The organism is Mesorhizobium sp. B2-3-15, assembly GCF_006442875.1.
GTDB lineage: Bacteria > Pseudomonadota > Alphaproteobacteria > Rhizobiales > Rhizobiaceae > Mesorhizobium > Mesorhizobium australicum.
The window spans coordinates 121,904-137,353 of the sequence record NZ_VFVO01000004.1 but is presented as its reverse complement, the minus strand read 5'-3'; the positions used below and the strand labels follow the sequence as shown (position 1 = coordinate 137,353).

General features: G+C 61.0%; 12 protein-coding genes. 6 read left to right on the top strand and 6 right to left on the bottom strand.

Going from position 1 to position 15,450, the window contains the following annotated elements; all coding sequences use genetic code 11:
• Window positions 1–27 precede the first annotated feature (27 nt).
• From FJ954_RS10150 to FJ954_RS31515, 3 genes are all read right to left on the bottom strand, one after another.
• A complete protein-coding gene (locus FJ954_RS10150; protein ID WP_140620373.1) occupies window positions 28–3,498 on the bottom strand; it encodes an AAA family ATPase in 3,471 nt (1,156 codons plus the stop codon).
• Complete coding sequence (locus tag FJ954_RS10145; RefSeq protein ID WP_140620371.1) at window positions 3,495–4,754, bottom strand: DNA repair exonuclease; 1,260 nt, start codon at window positions 4,752–4,754, stop codon at window positions 3,495–3,497. The genes FJ954_RS10150 and FJ954_RS10145 overlap by 4 nt, the downstream gene beginning before the upstream one ends.
• Window positions 4,755–5,039: 285 nt before the next feature.
• Complete coding sequence (locus FJ954_RS31515) at window positions 5,040–5,549, bottom strand: hypothetical protein (RefSeq protein WP_181177801.1); 510 nt, start codon at window positions 5,547–5,549, stop codon at window positions 5,040–5,042.
• On the opposite strand from FJ954_RS31515, the gene FJ954_RS10140 reads away from it, so the two are divergent.
• The 6 genes from FJ954_RS10140 to FJ954_RS10115 all read left to right on the top strand — a co-directional run bounded on the left by FJ954_RS10140 (window position 5,431) and on the right by FJ954_RS10115 (window position 11,794).
• Window positions 5,431–6,258: an SDR family oxidoreductase gene (locus FJ954_RS10140; protein ID WP_140620369.1), complete on the top strand. Its 828-nt coding sequence runs from the start codon at window positions 5,431–5,433 to the stop codon at window positions 6,256–6,258. The two genes, FJ954_RS31515 and FJ954_RS10140, sit on opposite strands and share 119 nt — an antisense overlap.
• A complete protein-coding gene (locus FJ954_RS10135; RefSeq protein ID WP_181166440.1) occupies window positions 6,255–7,049 on the top strand; it encodes a FadR/GntR family transcriptional regulator in 795 nt (264 codons plus the stop codon). The genes FJ954_RS10140 and FJ954_RS10135 overlap by 4 nt, the downstream gene beginning before the upstream one ends.
• A gap of 82 nt (window positions 7,050–7,131) precedes the next feature.
• Window positions 7,132–8,136 (top strand): substrate-binding domain-containing protein, encoded by a 1,005-nt coding sequence (locus FJ954_RS10130; protein ID WP_246677773.1) that lies wholly within the window; start codon window positions 7,132–7,134, stop codon window positions 8,134–8,136.
• Between the two features lie 127 nt (window positions 8,137–8,263).
• Window positions 8,264–9,772 carry a sugar ABC transporter ATP-binding protein gene (locus FJ954_RS10125; RefSeq protein WP_140620366.1) on the top strand — a complete coding sequence of 503 codons (1,509 nt, stop codon included), beginning with the start codon at window positions 8,264–8,266 and terminating at the stop codon, window positions 9,770–9,772.
• Window positions 9,765–10,763 (top strand): ABC transporter permease, encoded by a 999-nt coding sequence (locus FJ954_RS10120; protein WP_140620364.1) that lies wholly within the window; start codon window positions 9,765–9,767, stop codon window positions 10,761–10,763. Before FJ954_RS10125 ends, FJ954_RS10120 begins: the two co-directional genes overlap by 8 nt.
• Window positions 10,764–10,789: 26 nt before the next feature.
• Entirely contained in the window at window positions 10,790–11,794 is a 1,005-nt protein-coding gene (locus FJ954_RS10115; RefSeq protein ID WP_181166441.1) for an ABC transporter permease, read from the top strand.
• A gap of 9 nt (window positions 11,795–11,803) precedes the next feature.
• Here FJ954_RS10115 and FJ954_RS10110 read toward each other — a convergent pair whose 3' ends face one another.
• From FJ954_RS10110 to FJ954_RS10100, 3 genes are all read right to left on the bottom strand, one after another.
• A complete protein-coding gene (locus FJ954_RS10110) occupies window positions 11,804–12,766 on the bottom strand; it encodes an aldo/keto reductase (protein WP_246677774.1) in 963 nt (320 codons plus the stop codon).
• A 141-nt stretch (window positions 12,767–12,907) separates the two neighbouring features.
• Window positions 12,908–13,954: an ABC transporter permease gene (locus FJ954_RS10105; protein WP_140620358.1), complete on the bottom strand. Its 1,047-nt coding sequence runs from the start codon at window positions 13,952–13,954 to the stop codon at window positions 12,908–12,910.
• Window positions 13,951–15,435, bottom strand: coding sequence for a sugar ABC transporter ATP-binding protein (locus FJ954_RS10100; RefSeq protein ID WP_140824032.1), 1,485 nt, complete (start codon window positions 15,433–15,435; stop codon window positions 13,951–13,953). The genes FJ954_RS10105 and FJ954_RS10100 overlap by 4 nt, the downstream gene beginning before the upstream one ends.
• Window positions 15,436–15,450 lie beyond the last annotated feature (15 nt).

Sequence of the window (15,450 nt, the reverse complement as noted above, 5' to 3'; positions counted from 1 at the left end):
CAAGTCCGCCTTTGGCACAGGTCGATGCTATCCGAGTTCGTGGATCATCACGCCCGGCACCACCGTCTTGGCTATCTCGCACAGATGCTGGTGGTGTGTGAGGTAGATCACCTGGCCGGCATCCGCCATTTGACCAAACAACCTGAAAACCTCCTCTGAGCGGACGTGGTCGAACGTCTCCATGATGTCGTCGGCGATGAAGGGGACCGAGGGGCGAAACTGCGCGAATTCGTAATAGCCGGCAAGCCTGAGCGCCAGGTAGAGCTGAAAACGGGCGCCCTTCGAAAGCGCCTCGGTCACTTTCGACTGCCCGTCGCTTTGCAAGGCGATTAGGACTTCGCCACCTTTCACCGGTTGGGTCGTCAGCCCCGAGTAGCGCCCGCGCGTCATCAGCGCGAATGCATCGGAAGCCCGCGCCATCATCCCGGAGCGATGGCGCTCGCGGTAGGCGCGCAAGGCATTTCCGGCGGACATCACGCCCAGCTTCAATTCGATGTAGCGGACCGCCCTGTCTTCTATTTCCAGCAGGATCGTGCGTCGTTCGGCGTCTATTCGGGCGACGGCGCTGTCGCCGCCAATGGCATCGAGCTTGTCGGCGGCACGCGTCTGCCGGATCAGCTGCTGCTGGATTGCTTCGTCAAGGAGCTGAATCCGTTGCTCCCCTTCCGCTTTCTCAATCGCTATGCCTCCGAAATCGAGCGCATCGAGGATCGAGCGCGCCTGCTCGAATGTCTGAACGCCGAGTTCGGCCGCCAGCTGGTCCTCCAGTTCGGTGACTGTCGCGTGTAGACGGTCCCGCTCACGCAACTGCTCGTCGCGTTCCACCACTTCGGCAAGCGTCGTAACGCCAAAGGCGCTCAGCACCTCGTTCTTGCGGCGCTCGTGTACCGAGATCTCGGCGTCAAGGAGCTCACGGCCGTCGAGGAGGCGCTGCAGATCCGCAGCGAGATTTGCTTTCGCCTCGCGCGCGCGATCGGCATCCGCCAAGCGCTCGCCCAGCCGGATCGCCAGCTGCTCGGCGTCTTCGCCATTTGCCGGCTCGCCGGCTTCAGTTGCTGCCGCGGCGCCCTCGACCACGAAATTATCCCGGTCGGCCTGCATCTTGTCGATGCGCAGTTGCATCGCGTCGCGTTCCTGAAGGTTCCTGGCCAGCTCAGTCAGCTGGTCGAGAACGGTGCCGACGCCCGTTGCGGACAGCCCGTTCTCAAGCCAGGTGCCTCTCAGTGCCTCGACAATGCCGGCCAGCCATTCTTCTTCACGGCGCTCGGCCACGCCAACTGCCCGGCGCCGGGTGGCCAGCTCTTCCTGTCTGGCGGCGACTGTCTTGAGCGCCTCGGCATGTCTGGCGTCCACCTTGCGTTGCCGGTCCAGAAACAACTCAGCAACGCCCATGATCGTCTCAAGACTGTCGCCAGGATCCGAACCAATGCCGACGCTCTCCAGCGCCGTGGCGAGGTCCAGCCTCAGCCGTGCCTCGTCTTCGCTCGCCCGGCCGACCTTCTTGGCGGCCAGTTCGATCTCCTGCCAGGCGGCGAGCGCATCAGCGCGAGCCGAAGTGCGACGCTCGATCAGTTCGATCAGGTCCTCGAGCGATGCCTCCACACGTTCTCCAAGCAGGCCGCTGGCTGCCGCGCGCATCTGCGACGATGCGGCGTTGACCTCCATGTCGACTCGCGCAAGCTTGTCGCCGATACGCGCGATATCGGCCGCGGCTTCCGCAAGGCCGTGCGTTATGGCTCGAATATCGGCGAGCGCGCCCGCGCCAGCCAGCCTGCCTGCATTGACGTCGTCGTCGCGTTCCAACGCCGCGGCGAAGGCGTCGGCTGTTTCGCCGCTCAGCGCCGCACGATGCCTTGTCCACGCTTCGTTGCGGCTACGCCGGCTGGCGGCGGCCACCTCATCGTCGGCGACATCGACCGAGGCGCGAAGCGCGCTTAGACGCGCCGCTAGCGTTTCGTGGTTGGCCTGGAGTTCGGCGAGACGTTCGGACAGGACGGCTTTGTTCTTACCAAGCTGCGCGGCAAGCGTTTTCCAGACGCCAACCTGTCTGGCGCTCGGAACGGCGATGCAGGCCAACGCCTGCGCGTCGCCAGACCACGCATGCAAACCGCCGAGGGCGCTCTCCCATTTGACCTCGCCAGCGTCCTGCGCCTCGCGTGCCGCCTTCATGTCACCGAGGTGGCCGCTCGCCCTCGCCTTCGCCAGGGCCGCGTTCAGCCTGGCCCTGGCCGGCTCGGGCACTGCCCGCTCCTCGCCAACGCGATCTTGCGCCGCCTGCAGCGCATCGAGGGCGGCTGTGGCCTCATCACGGGCAACGCGTGCAGCAGTGGCGATCCCGGACCGTTGCTCGACCATGGCGCGAACAGCCCCTATAGTAGCGGCCGGCAACAGCAGTGCGGTGGGATCGGTCTCTGAAGACCGTCCGAGCGCGGCAAGCGAGGCCGCAACCGCATTGTCGAGGATTTGCAGGTCTATCCTGCGATTGGGAAGGTCCAGGCCCGCCGAGACGTGGCGCACCTTGCTTTCCGCCAGGCCGCGGATGCGCTCGGAGATGCCGAGGATCGCCTCGTCGACATCGACCGCGGCAATCTTTGTTTTCAGTCGCTCGACCTCATCGATATTTGCCGACAGCCGCGTTCTCAGGCTGGCATCGTCATCGATCAGTCCGGCAGCACTGCCGGTCCAGGTCCGCGCCGGTGAAGCCATGTCGGGCAGCTCGGCCAGCCGGGCGGCCTTGCGTCGGACGTCGGCTAGGATCGGACCGACGCGCAGGTACTTGGCAATGGTGCCAACCCTGGCCGACAGCAGCGATCGCTCGGCGATGGTTCGATCATATTGTTGCGCCGCCTCACGACGTTCGGCCTCCAGGCTCTCATAGGCCGAGGCCAAAGTGTCGATCTGATCCCTGCTTGATTTCAGCTCGGCAAGACGCTTCTTGAGCAGCGCAAGCTCGGTACCATGCGCCTGTTTCCGGTATAGCCCATCGGCTTCGGCTTCGAGTGCGCTCAACGTGTCGCTGGCATGTCCAAGGCCGGCACTGGCGGTAAACAGCAGCTTGCCGAGATCGCCGCGCGACTCCAGGATCGACTTGCCGCCGGCTTCCAGGGTTTCGTCGTCCAGGGAAAACATGGTCTGATAAGCATCGCGCGACAGGCCGGCCAGGTGAGCCGATATCGCCATTTCGCTCACCGGTTGGCCAATTGCGTCCAAGAGCGAGTTGCTGCGCTGTTTGGTGCGTGTGAAGGCATGCTCCGTGCCAGCCAGCTCGAGCAACCCCCCGATGCGCATGGCGCTGTACTCGTGCAGGAAATTGTAGCGGCTGCGCTCCTCGATGCCGAACAGCAGATCCAGATAGCCCGACAGCGCCGTCGACTTGCCGGCCTCGTTGAGGCCGAACACGATATGGAGGTCAGGTCCCGATTCCGGCTTGGGTCCGAAATCGATCACCTTGTCGGTGAACTTTCCGTATCGGATGAGGTCAAGGCGCAGAAGCCTCATTGCGCGCCACCTGCCTTGAGACGGGCCGTGACCAGGTCGGCGCCGCCGGCCAGGGCCTTGTCGAGGAAGAGGTCCAGCCCGGCCTCGTCCTTTCCGGCGAAGTCGCGCCCTTCGGCAGGAAGGTCTGCAATCATCTTCTGCACGAACGCCCTCGCCTCGGCCCGGAAAGCCTGCGAGCCGGCATCGGCACGCATCGACTGAGCGAGCTCCAAAATCGGGTCCGCGCCCTCCTCGGCCGTTCCGGCCCCGATCGGAGCAACATCAAGCTCCAGCTTTTCAACCCATGTGTCGCCCACCTGTTCGGCTGCCTGCTCGGCCTCGGCGAGCAGCAGGTCCCGGTCGCGGATCAGCGCCCAGGACACAGGCGACGCGCCTGTCAGGCTGAGGCGGATAACGGCATGAGGCGACCTGACGGAAGCCCGAATGGTTTCGAGCGCCGAACGGACACGCCCGACGGCCTCAGGCCATTCGACCGTACCCGTCAGGTCGACTCTCGCGCGCTCGAATTGCGCCACACTGGTCAGCCTTTCCTCGATCTCGATCGAACGGTCGTCTCGTATGGTCACCAGGGTAATGGATTTTGCGCCGGCTTCGTTGATGTCCCTGCCCTGCGGTATTCCCGGCATCACCACAGTGCTTGTTCCGGGATGGACCTGACGCAGATGAATGTGGCCGAGCGCCCAGTAATCGAAACCGTGGCCGTGCAGGTCGGCGACACTGCATGGGGCGTAGACGTCGTGACCCGGCGACCCGGCCAGGCTGGTGTGCATGATGCCGACATTGACGGCCCCCTCGCGGGCGGCCGGATATCTGGGCAGCAGGCTTTCCGGCGCCTTGGCGTTGGCAAAGCTCAAGCCATGGAACATGACCTCGAGCCCGCCGGCTTTCTGCAGCACGGATTGGGGCCGACCGCCGAAGATCGTCACGGTGTCGGGGAACACCAGCTGTTTTGATATTCGCGACAGCGCATCATGATTGCCGCGGATCTTGTAAACTGTGATGCCGGCCTGATGCAGGCGCGCCATCTGCGACGCCAGGAAGCGCGCCGTTTTCATCGACGTCTGGTCGCCATCATAGAGATCGCCGGCGATAACCAGCGCATCGACATGCTCGGCAAGACAGAGATCCACTATCGAGACGAATGCCTGGCGGCTGGCGTCGCCGACGAGTTCGGCAAGCTCGGAGTTTCGCAACGCGAGCGAACGCAGCGGCGAATCGAGATGAATATCGGCGGTGTGTACGAATCGAAATGCCATGGGCGGTCTCCGACCATGGAAGATAAAGCGTTCGACGGAGGCTTGAGAAAAAATTTTTCTATGAGGCGTGTGGTGAGATGAGCCGTTACTCACTTCGCTCTTTTACGGACGTGTTTGCCAGCCCTTGTGACATCGAGAATGCGGAAGCCCGGCAAGGCTGTCGGATTGAGTTGGTTCGAATCTGCCGCCTCTGCGCATCAACAACCTTTGTTGTATTATTGTTGTATTATTCTTGTTGTAAAGTTTTGTTGATAGACGTAATTTCTTAGCCAAGTATATGTGATACTAAGACGCTATGCCGATGTTGGTATTTATGTTGGTATCTGATCCTATCGGGTGTATTTCCGCCGTCTCATAAGATAAAAAGCCAACTTTCAGGATTAATTTTATTTTTAATAGCTTAGCAGCATCCGGTTCGAATCCGGAAATCGGAATCGAACCGCCGCCAGACACAGAAGCGGCTCTGCCGGGCGCGAAGCATATGGGTTCATTTCGCCTTTCGGTGGACGCAGCTTTCAACGGGCCATAATTGTCGGCAGGTCCCGGGACGCCCGCGGCCGCCCCAACTTTCTTCCAAGCGACGGCGTTCCAAATCCGAGTAAGGGATGCGAAATGACCAAGTGGACAGACCACTTCAATTTCGCTATCCCTTTCTGCGCAATCGCTGGAGGACAGCATGGAAGGCTTGATAGGTAAGGTTGCGTTGATCACCGGCGCCGGGAGGGGTATCGGCAGATTGGCTGCAATGCGGCTTGCCGGAGGCGGCGCAAGGGTTGCGTTGGTTTCGCGAAGCATGGACCAGCTCAACGATACACTGGAGCACATTGAAGCTAAGGGCGGATCCGGCATTGTCATCCCTGGCGATGTGGCATCCGCCGAATCCGTCGCCTCGATCAAAAGTGAGGTCGAAGCCCGCCTCGGATCGCCATCGATCCTGATCAACGCGGCCGGCATCTTTGGCCCTATCCAGTTGATCTGGAAAACCGATCCGGCGGCCTGGATCAACACGGTGATGATCAACACGGTCGGCCCTTACCTGACCAGCCGCGCCTTCGTCGAAGCAATGGTTCGCCAGCGCTGGGGGCGCATCCTCAATATCACCTCCGCCGCAGCGCTGCATGAGCCGGGGCCGATCAACAGCGCCTATGGCACCAGCAAGGCCGCGCTCAATCAGTTCACCCGCCATCTCGCCGCCGAGCTCGAAGGCACTGGGGTAACGGCGAATGTGATCCATCCGGGCGACGTCAAGACGGAGATGTGGGCCGATATCCGCGACGGCGTATCGGATCTCGGACCTGTCGCCGAACGCTATCACGAATGGGCGGCGTGGGTTGAGCGGACCGGTGGCGACAATCCCGAAAAGGCGAGCGAGCTCATCGAAAGACTGGTGGGTGAAAACGCCGCCCACATAAACGGGCGATTTCTCTGGATCAAAAACGGGCTACAACTGCCCATACCGAGCTGGGGCGAATTCAAGCCCGCTGAGGCATGGGAGAGCTCATGACACAACGTTCCGACAGGCCTTCGAAGCGGGCAGGCACGAAGCTGCACCCAATAGCTGAGACGCTGCAGGCCGCCAACACCGGCGTTGCCCAGGCGGTCGTCAACCGAATTCTCGACCTAGTGCGAACTGGCATGTTGCGTTCCGGAGACCGGCTGCCTTCCGAGCGCGAGCTGATCGAGATCCTCAATATCAGCCGGCCGAGTCTGCGCGAGGCGATACGAGCCCTGTCGACGCTAGGCGTGGTGGACAGCCGCCACGGCGGCGGCGCTTACATCACCAGCCTCGATGCGCGAACCCTGCTTGCGCCGCTCGACTTCTTCCTGTCACTCACACCCTCCAACCTTGCGGATGTATTCGAGAGCCGCCGCATCATCGAAATCGAGATCGCGCGCAAGGCGGCTTTCAATGCGAGCGATGCCGATGTCGAGGCGCTCAACGGCATGCTGGTGGCGCATGAGAACGTGTTGGCAGACTCTGTGGGTTTCAGAATTCTCGACGCGCAGTTTCATGCCAGGCTTTGGCAAATGTCCGGCAACACGGTTCTCGATCGCGTTGCCTACGGGCTCTATAATATGGGGCTCGATGTGCGCCGCCGCGCCACCGAGGACGTTGCCCTCATCCGCCGCAGCCTTGGCGAACATGCCAGGATAGTCCGCGCCATCGCCGATCACGACAGCACGGGTGCGGCCGAGGCGATGTCGGCGCATCTCGACCATATCGAGGAGAGCACCCGCGCGATGATCGAGTCCGATGTTGCCGCACTTTCAAGGATTTCGGCGCTGCGACGCTGACCGGAACGCGATGGGCGCTTGCGTTTACGAGAGGCCCAAGTTAGAAGTGGTCTGTCCACTTTGGAATGGGAGGAAACTTTCCATGCGCGACATTTCCCGCCGCACGTTCATGAAGAGCGCGACGGCTTTAGGCGTGATAACGGCTCTGGCGCCTGCCGCGGCCCGGGCAGCCAGCGAACCAGCCAAGATAGGCATTGTAGGCAAGGTCAAAATCCCGTGGTTCGACAACGTCGAGAAAGGCGTTCTCAAGGCCGGCAAGGATCTTGGCGTCGACGCGTCGATCATCAATCCGACGACTGACGATCCCGCCGAGCAGGTGCGGGCCATCGAGGACCTGATCGCCAAGAAGGTCGACGTGATCGGCGTCGTGCCGAATGACGGCAAGGCGCTCGAGCCCGTCCTGAAGCGGGCGCAGGGCGCCGGCATCAAGGTCATCATGAATGAATCGCCCGGCCAGAAGAATGCCGATTGGGACATCGAGCTTATCCAGGACAAGGCCTTTGGCGAGGCGCATCTCGAAGCCTTCGCCGAGGCGATCGGCGGCGAGGGCAAGTATGTCGTCTTCGTCGGCGGTCTGACGGTGGTGCAGCACAATCTGTGGGCTGATTTTGCGCTTGAACTTCAGAAGCAGAAATATCCCAAGATGCAGCAGGTCGGCGACCGCTTCGGCGTCTCCAACAGCGTAGACGACAGCTACAAGACCGCCATGGACCAGATGCAGGCAAATCCCGACCTGAAGGGGTTTCTTATCTTCGGCGCGAACGGGCCGATCGGTGCAGGCAATGCCGTCAGTGACCGCGACCAGATAGGCAACGTCATCGTCGTCGGGCCATTCATCCCGAGCCAGGGTCAGAAGCTGATGAAGTCGGGCGCCATCACCCGTGGTTTCCTTTGGAACCCGGTCGATTCAGGTTATGCGATGGTCGCGCTCGGCAAGACGGTCGCGGCCGGCACGGAGATCAAGAACGGCATCGACATCCCGGGCATGGGCCCCTGCGAGGTCGAACCCGAGAGCCATGTCATCCGGGCCAACAAGCAGATCGATCTCAATCCCAAGACCATCGACAAATGGGCCCAGGTGATCTGACGAGACAGATGGCAGAGCGAACCCACAGCATCCGGTGGGCAGTCGGCAACGTCCCATTCCGGCGCGGCATGGGACGTTGTGTTCTTCGCTTTCGAGAATGCAGCAGTGGACGAAACAAGGTCAGTTGATGAATAGCCCTGCCGCCGGGGATGCAAGCCTCCTCACCTTGTCCAAGATCAGCAAGCAGTTCGGCGGAACGCGGGCGCTCGACGCGATTGACTGGTCGATCGCCGCCGGCGAGGTGCATTGCCTGGTCGGCGAGAACGGCTCGGGCAAGACCACCTTGATCAAGATCCTCTCTGGCGTCCACGCGCCCGATGCCGGAGGCTCGATCACCATCGACGGGACAGCCCATGCCCGGCTGACGCCGCAGCAAGCGAGGGCGCTCGGCATCCAGGTGATATTCCAGGACCTGTCTCTGTTTCCGAACCTCACGGTCGAAGAAAACATCGGCATCGGGCTGGAATTGTCAGCCCCGCTGAAGCTGCCGCCCCGAGCCGAAATGCGCAGGGTCGCCAAGGCGGCGCTGGAGCGCCTGGATACTCAACTTCCCCTCGATCTGCCGGTCGGCAGGCTGTCCGTCGCGCAGCGGCAGATCGTGGCGATATGCCGGGGCATCGCTTCCAACGCGCGCGTCCTGTTCATGGATGAGCCGACCGCCTCGCTGACGCGCCACGAGGTCGACCTGCTGCTGGCCACCGTCCGCAGGCTGAAGGCGCAGGGCATCAGCATCGTTTTCGTCAGCCACCGGCTGGAAGAGGTCACCGAAATCGCCGAGCGTGTCACCGTGCTGCGCGATGGGAAGAAGGTCGGCACCTTTCCCGCCCGCGAGATCGACGACAACCGCATCGCCGAGCTGATGACCGGCGAAAGCCTGGAGAACAAGGTTTCGGCGCGCCCCGTCAACGAAAGAAAGCCGGTGCTCGAAGTAAGGGGCGCGACCCGTGTCGGCGAATTTGAGGACGTATCCTTCACTATCCGCGAAGGTGAGATCCTCGGCCTGATCGGCCTTCTTGGCGCCGGCCGGACCGAACTGGCGCTCTCGCTTTTCGGCATGACCCAACTCGATCGCGGGGAAATCCTCGTCGACGGCAAGCCCATGCGACTCCGCTCCAACAAGGCCGCCATTTCCGCCGGCATCGCCTATGCCTCGGAAGACCGGCTGGCTCTAGGAGTGAACCTCCGCCAATCGATAGCAGACAACATCGCGATCACCGTGCTGAAATCGCTCAGCGACCGGTTCGGCATGGTGCCATTCCGCCGCCGGGCAGCCTTGGCGAAATCATGGGTCGAGCAATTGAAGATTCGCGCCGCAGGCGTCGAGGCGGCAAGTCAGACGCTGTCGGGCGGCAACCAGCAGCGCGTCGTGCTCGCCAAATGGCTAGCAACCCACCCGAAGGTGCTCATCCTAGACGGCCCGACAATTGGCGTGGACATTCGCAACAAGGCCGGCATCCACGCGCTGATAAGGTCGCTGGCGCGGGAGGGAATGAGCATCCTGCTGATCTCGGACGAGGCGCCGGAAGTGTATTTCAACAGCGACCGCGTTCTTCACATGCGACAGGGCCGCATCGTCGGCGAGTTCTTGCCCGGCTCGGTCGCCGAAGCCCGGCTCTCGGAGGCGGTGCATGCCTAGGCTGCTGGCGACTATCTTCGGGCAGCCAGAACGCGCCCTTGGCTCGGCCATCATCGTGACGGCCATCATTCTCACCGCGTCGTCTCCTCATTTCCTGACGGCGTCGAACCTTGTGAACCTCGTCGAGGCCTATTCGGTGATAGCGATCCTCGCAGCCGGCGTTTTCGTCGTCCTGGTTTGCGGTGGCATCGATATTTCGTTCACGGCCACGGCGGCGGCCGCCCAATATCTGGCCGCGACGCTCGCCACTACCTACGAAATGTCGGTCATTCCAACGCTGGTGATCGCGGCAGCCTTTGGTACCACACTTGGCGCGCTGAACGCGGTGCTCGTGCATTTTCTGCGCGTCGGCTCGATCATCATCACTATCGCGACATCGAGCATCTACTACGCGCTCCTGATCTACATCACCGATGCGCATGAGATCTACAATCTGCCCGATTGGTGGGCCGAGCCTGTCGTTGTCTACCGGACGGTCCTTGCCTCGGGCGACGTCGTCAAGATCGGCCTGCCCACCCTCGTTATGCTGACGGTGGTGCTGCTCACGCACTTCCTGATGAAGCACACACGGCTCGGCCGGCAGGTTTACGCCTTTGGCGGCAATCCGGAAGCGGCAAGCCGCATTGGCATCAACGTGCTCGGCGTCCAGCTCTTTGCCTATGGCTATCTTGGCTTTCTCGCCGCGATCGGCGGCTTCATCCAGGCCTATCGCGTTCACCAGGCGGTTCCGACCGCAATGGCCGGGCAGGAGCTCAACGTGCTTGCCGTAGCCATCCTCGGCGGCGCCAGCCTTGTCGGCGGAAAGGGATCGATGGCCGGTGTCCTGCTAGGTGTGCTCTTCCTGGCCATGCTGCAGAACGGGCTCAATCTTCTCGGTATTTCCTCGTACTTCTTCGGCGTTGTCACGGGCTTGGCGATCCTGGTCTCGATCGTGATGACCGGATACGCTGAAAAGCGTTCCACTCGACGGCAACGCATCCAGGCCGGTTGAGGGGATATCCGATGTCGGAGCAAAGGGTGCGACAGCTCAACAGCCAATTCGCCAGTGTGATGGCGCTTTTGCGCCAGCCGGTCAAAGGCAAGGGCGGCTTGTTTGTGCTCCTCGTGGCATTGATGGCTGTCTTTTCGCTCCTGGAACCGGGCACCTTCCTGCGCGGTGCGACGCTGCAGGCGATGATGTTCCAACTGCCCGAACTCGGCCTTCTCTCGCTGGCGATGGCAATTCCGCTGATTTCGGGCGGCATCAATCTGGCAATCATCGCGACCGCCAATCTGGCAGGCCTGCTGATGGCCTGGATCCTAACTTCGCTGATGCCGCCGGATGCCGCAGACCTTGACCTGGCGCTATGGATGACAGCTGCCCTGCTGGCAGGCTTGGCGCTTTGCGCGCTGATCGGGCTGATCACCGGCTTCCTCGTCGCGTATGCCGGCGTTCACCCCATCCTGGTCACGCTCGGCACGATGACGCTCCTTCATGGAATCAGTATTTACTTCACGCGCGGGCGCACGGTGTCGGGCTTTCCCGAGGCTCTGATAGCGGTGTCCAACGAAACCGTGCTGGGCGTACCCACCTCGTTCCTGCTGTTCACGATGGTGGCTATAGTCGTTCATGTGCTGCTTACCCGCACGCCGCTTGGCATCCGCATGCACATGATCGGATCCAACCCCGAGGCGACCAGGTATTCGGGTGTTGACACGGGCCGAGTGCTAATTTGGGTCTATGTCCTGTCTTCCCTGCTGTGCTGGCTTGCGGCCATTGTCATGATGGCCCGGTTCAATTCGGCCGGTGCCGAGATCGCACATTCCTATTTGTTGATAACGGTTCTCGCGGCCATCTTGGGCGGGATCGATCCGTATGGCGGTTTTGGAAAGATCGCTGGCCTGTTCGTCGCGCTGATCATTCTTCAAGTCATCGCCAGCGGCTTCAACATCATCGGACTAAGCCCTCATCTTGCGCTCACAGCTTGGGGGGTGATCTTGCTGTTCGTGGTCGCGGCCAAACGTTTAGCAGTGCGCCTTTGATGACGCAGACTAGCCCGGCTTGTAAATCCGCCGGGCCTCGGGATCATCCACCGAATACCCAATCTTCCCAAGATCCTCCCAAGTCTGTTCAGGGATGGCCGCGGTGGCCCACTCAAGCGTCTGGGCGATCCTTTCGGGTTTCGAAACACCCACAACGGTCGAGGTTATCCGCGGCTCATTTAGTGAGAACTGCAGTGCTGCCGCGCCAGGGGCCAGGGAATGCTTTCTGCACAGCCCCTCGATCTGGCGCACAGGTGCGAGCATTGTCTCATCAATCTCTTGATAGGTTATCCGAGACACCCGCGAACTGCCCTTTGCCAGGACGCCGCCAGCGTAAGGAGCCGCATTGAACACAGCTATCCCTCTTTCATTGGCTAGCTCGAAGAGATGACCTGCCGATCGGTTCAAAAGCGTGAAGCGATTGTGATTGAGCAGGACATCAAAGGGCCAGTCTTTGACCATCGGCAACATGATATCGAGACGGCCCATTGCCAGCCCCACGGCGGTCGCCAGACCTTCCTCTTTTATCCCAAACAATTCATCGAGCGCACCGCCTGGCCGCGTGATCTCGTTGAGATCCACGGAATGCTCAGGATCGTGAAGGTGCAGTATATGAACGCGATCAAGACCGAGAGCCAGAAGACTCTCCTCAAGCGACTGCCTAGCGCGACCGGCGTCGAAGCGACCTGTACTCATATCCCGGTCTAATTTCGTCGAAAGCACAAACCCTGGAGGTAGCCCTCCGCGCTCCCTGATCACTCTTCCAATCCGCTCCTCGCTGCGGCCAAGGCCGTAGTTGCGGGAAGTGTCCATGAAGTTGACTGGACCGTCGAAAATCGCTCGGATGGTCGCAAGGGCCGTGGCTTCGTCAACGCTATAGCCGTAAGTGTCCGGCATCCCGCCGAGAGGAGCTGTTCCGAAACAAATTTCGGTGACTTCCAATCCGGACCGGCCGATTGGTCTCCGTTTCACCGCCGCCTCCACGTTAGGACTAGCAACAAGAGCGGACTTCGACCCGTTGAGTGTCCACTGCGCTGAAGCCGTGCACGCACGCTCCATTCGAGCTTGGCAGTTATGCTGGCAGAAACCCTTAGCTCCTGCCGGCATAATATCTCAGGTTCGGGTTCGCACGCCGCTTGAGCGTTGGCTCGCGATCGTCGTCAGCACCGCTGCGACTATGATGACGGCACCGGTCGATGCCTGAACGTAAAAGGACGGAACCTGCGCCAACGTGAGCAAGTTGTTGATGACGCCAATCAAGAGCACTCCGCTAACAACTCCGACGATTGTCCCTCGCCCGCCGCCAAGACTTACGCCCCCGATCACGGCAGCGGCAAAGGCGGAGAAAATGATCCCCTGCCCTTGGGTTGTCACCGTCGAATCAAGGCGCCCCGTCATCAGAACACCGGCTAAGCCCGCCAAGAGAGCCGCGAAGACAAACGCCGACCAAATGACCCTGTCCACGTTAATGCCGGCGGCCCTCGCAGCGTCTTCATTGCCGCCGATAGCATACAGTGCCCGACCGTAGCGGTGATAGTGGAAGACAAGGCCGACCACGGCCGCTACCACAATGAATACGATCACAGACACTGGAACACCGAGCCAACTCTCGGAACCGAGGTATGTCAGCGCTTTGCCGGGAGAGTAGATCGATCGCCCGTTCGAAATGATCAGCACTCCGCCGCGAAGCAGCACAAGCAGCCCGAGCGTCGAGATGAACGGGTTGAGACCCACCCTGACGACCATGAAACCATTGAAAAACCCGATCAGCCCCGCAGTACCCAGGGCAACGAATAGGCCAGTCCAACTTGGCAACTCCAATCCAAGCCCGCCAGCCGCCGCAGGCACCAGTGTGACAGCCGCCAACATCGGAGCGAAGCCGACAATTCCCTCGAGCGAGAGATCCAGTCGACCTATCAGGACGACGAAAGTCAGTCCGATTGTCGTCAGGCCCAGAACGCTCACCTGGTCGAGGATATTCAGCAGATTGGCCGCCGTGGCGAACCGGGGAGCAACGATGGCACCCACGATGACCAGTATGAGAAGGACCGGGTACATCGTATATCCACCGGCCACAAAGGCGCTCCCAAAGGCGGACAGCCGCGACTGTCCGGAATGTTCCTTCTTCGGCGTGGATTTGCTCACGATATCGGTGCTCATACGACGCCCTCCATTCGCAGGATTAGATCTTTGATTGTGTATCCGCCCACCAGTTCATCAACGACGTGCCCCTCGAACACGATCACGACCCGGTTGGCCAGCTGATCAATTTCGTCTTCCTCGTCCGAGACGACCACAACCCCCAACCCCTTGCTGGCAAGATCGCGCAACAGCGAATAGAGCTGCTCCTTGGCTCCCACATCGACGCCGCGGGTTGGGCTGAGAGCGACGATGACCTCGGGAGCTCGACAAAGCGCGCGCGCGAAAACAACCTTCTGCTGATTGCCGCCACTGAGCTGGCTCACCGCTTGCTCCAGAGACGATGCGATTACGTTCGTCTGTTGGGCAAGGCGCCCGACATGCCTGGCTTCCTTGCCTTTGCTGATAAAACCAAGTTTGCCGGACAAGACGTCGAGGCCACCGATCGCCACATTTTCACGAACACCCAAAATGCCAACGTAGCCGCTGGCATGCCTGTCGGTCGGAACCAGCCCGATAGTCGGTAGCTTTCCACGAGGGCTGATCACCTCGCCTCTTTCAGGCCTTTGCTGGCCAGCAAGGACCATCGCGAGTGCTTCCTTCCCGCCACCCACCGGACCTGCCAGGGCCACGATCTCGCCCGCCCTTACAGCAAAGTTGATATCCTTTTCCGAAAAGCTGTCGAGCCTAATTCCCTTGGCCTGGAGCAGAACAGGGGCTTCATCCGTCAGGAAGTCCTGTCGCGTGCTTCGGACCGTCTTTTCACCCATCATAAGGTCAGCGATGGTCTCGACGTCGAGACGCTCCACGGGCTCGCGTTCCTTTACGACCTTCCCGTCCCTCAATATGGTGACTGTATCGGCAATCTCGAAAACCTCGTCCAGATGATGCGAGATATAGACGAACGAGACTCCCTTGGCTTTGAGCGCCCTCACATGCTCGAACAGAATCCGTTTTTCCGCATTGCTCAACGCCGCGGTTGGCTCGTCCAGAATCATGATGGGCACACCCCGACTGAGTGCTTTCATGATCTCGAGCAGCTGTCTCGTCCCGGCGCCCAGCTCTCCTGCAAGCGAGCGGGGCTGGATGTCCATGTTCCATTCGCTCAGCAGCTCAGCGGCGCGTTCCAACATCAGCTTGTGGCTCACCACGCCGAACCCTCTGCGGACGAGAGGGTTCTCTACAAAAAGGTTTTCCGCAACCGTCAGCAGGTTGAACAGCTGAGGCGTTTGTTGAACGTGGGCGATCAGCTTGCGAATGCAGGGCGCATAGTGTTGGCCTATCGCTTCTACCTCGACCTCGCCAATTCTGATCGACCCGGTATCGGCCGAAACATATCCGCTCAAGGTGGAAACAAGCGTGCTCTTTCCCGCGCCATTGCGGCCCAACAGGGCGTGAACCTCACCGCGCATGACGGTGAAATTCACGCCGCGAAGAGCCCGGGTCGAGCCAAAGGTCTTGGCGATGTCACGCATCTCGACGATGGGTCGCGCGCTGTCCATGATCCTCGGCTCCTC

Excerpts from the sequence above, each read along its gene's own strand:
- FJ954_RS10150 (WP_140620373.1), bottom strand. The coding sequence starts at position 3,498 with ATGAGGCTTCTGCGCCTTGACCTCATCCGATACGGAAAGTTCACCGAC.
- FJ954_RS10145 (WP_140620371.1), bottom strand. The coding sequence starts at position 4,754 with ATGGCATTTCGATTCGTACACACCGCCGATATTCATCTCGATTCGCCG.
- FJ954_RS10140 (WP_140620369.1), top strand. The coding sequence starts at position 5,431 with ATGGAAGGCTTGATAGGTAAGGTTGCGTTGATCACCGGCGCCGGGAGG.
- FJ954_RS31515 (WP_181177801.1), bottom strand. The coding sequence starts at position 5,549 with ATGCTTCGCGAAACCAACGCAACCCTTGCGCCGCCTCCGGCAAGCCGC.
- FJ954_RS10135 (WP_181166440.1), top strand. The coding sequence starts at position 6,255 with ATGACACAACGTTCCGACAGGCCTTCGAAGCGGGCAGGCACGAAGCTG.
- FJ954_RS10130 (WP_246677773.1), top strand. The coding sequence starts at position 7,132 with ATGCGCGACATTTCCCGCCGCACGTTCATGAAGAGCGCGACGGCTTTA.
- FJ954_RS10125 (WP_140620366.1), top strand. The coding sequence starts at position 8,264 with ATGAATAGCCCTGCCGCCGGGGATGCAAGCCTCCTCACCTTGTCCAAG.
- FJ954_RS10120 (WP_140620364.1), top strand. The coding sequence starts at position 9,765 with ATGCCTAGGCTGCTGGCGACTATCTTCGGGCAGCCAGAACGCGCCCTT.
- FJ954_RS10105 (WP_140620358.1), bottom strand. The coding sequence starts at position 13,954 with ATGAGCACCGATATCGTGAGCAAATCCACGCCGAAGAAGGAACATTCC.
- FJ954_RS10100 (WP_140824032.1), bottom strand. The coding sequence starts at position 15,435 with ATGGACAGCGCGCGACCCATCGTCGAGATGCGTGACATCGCCAAGACC.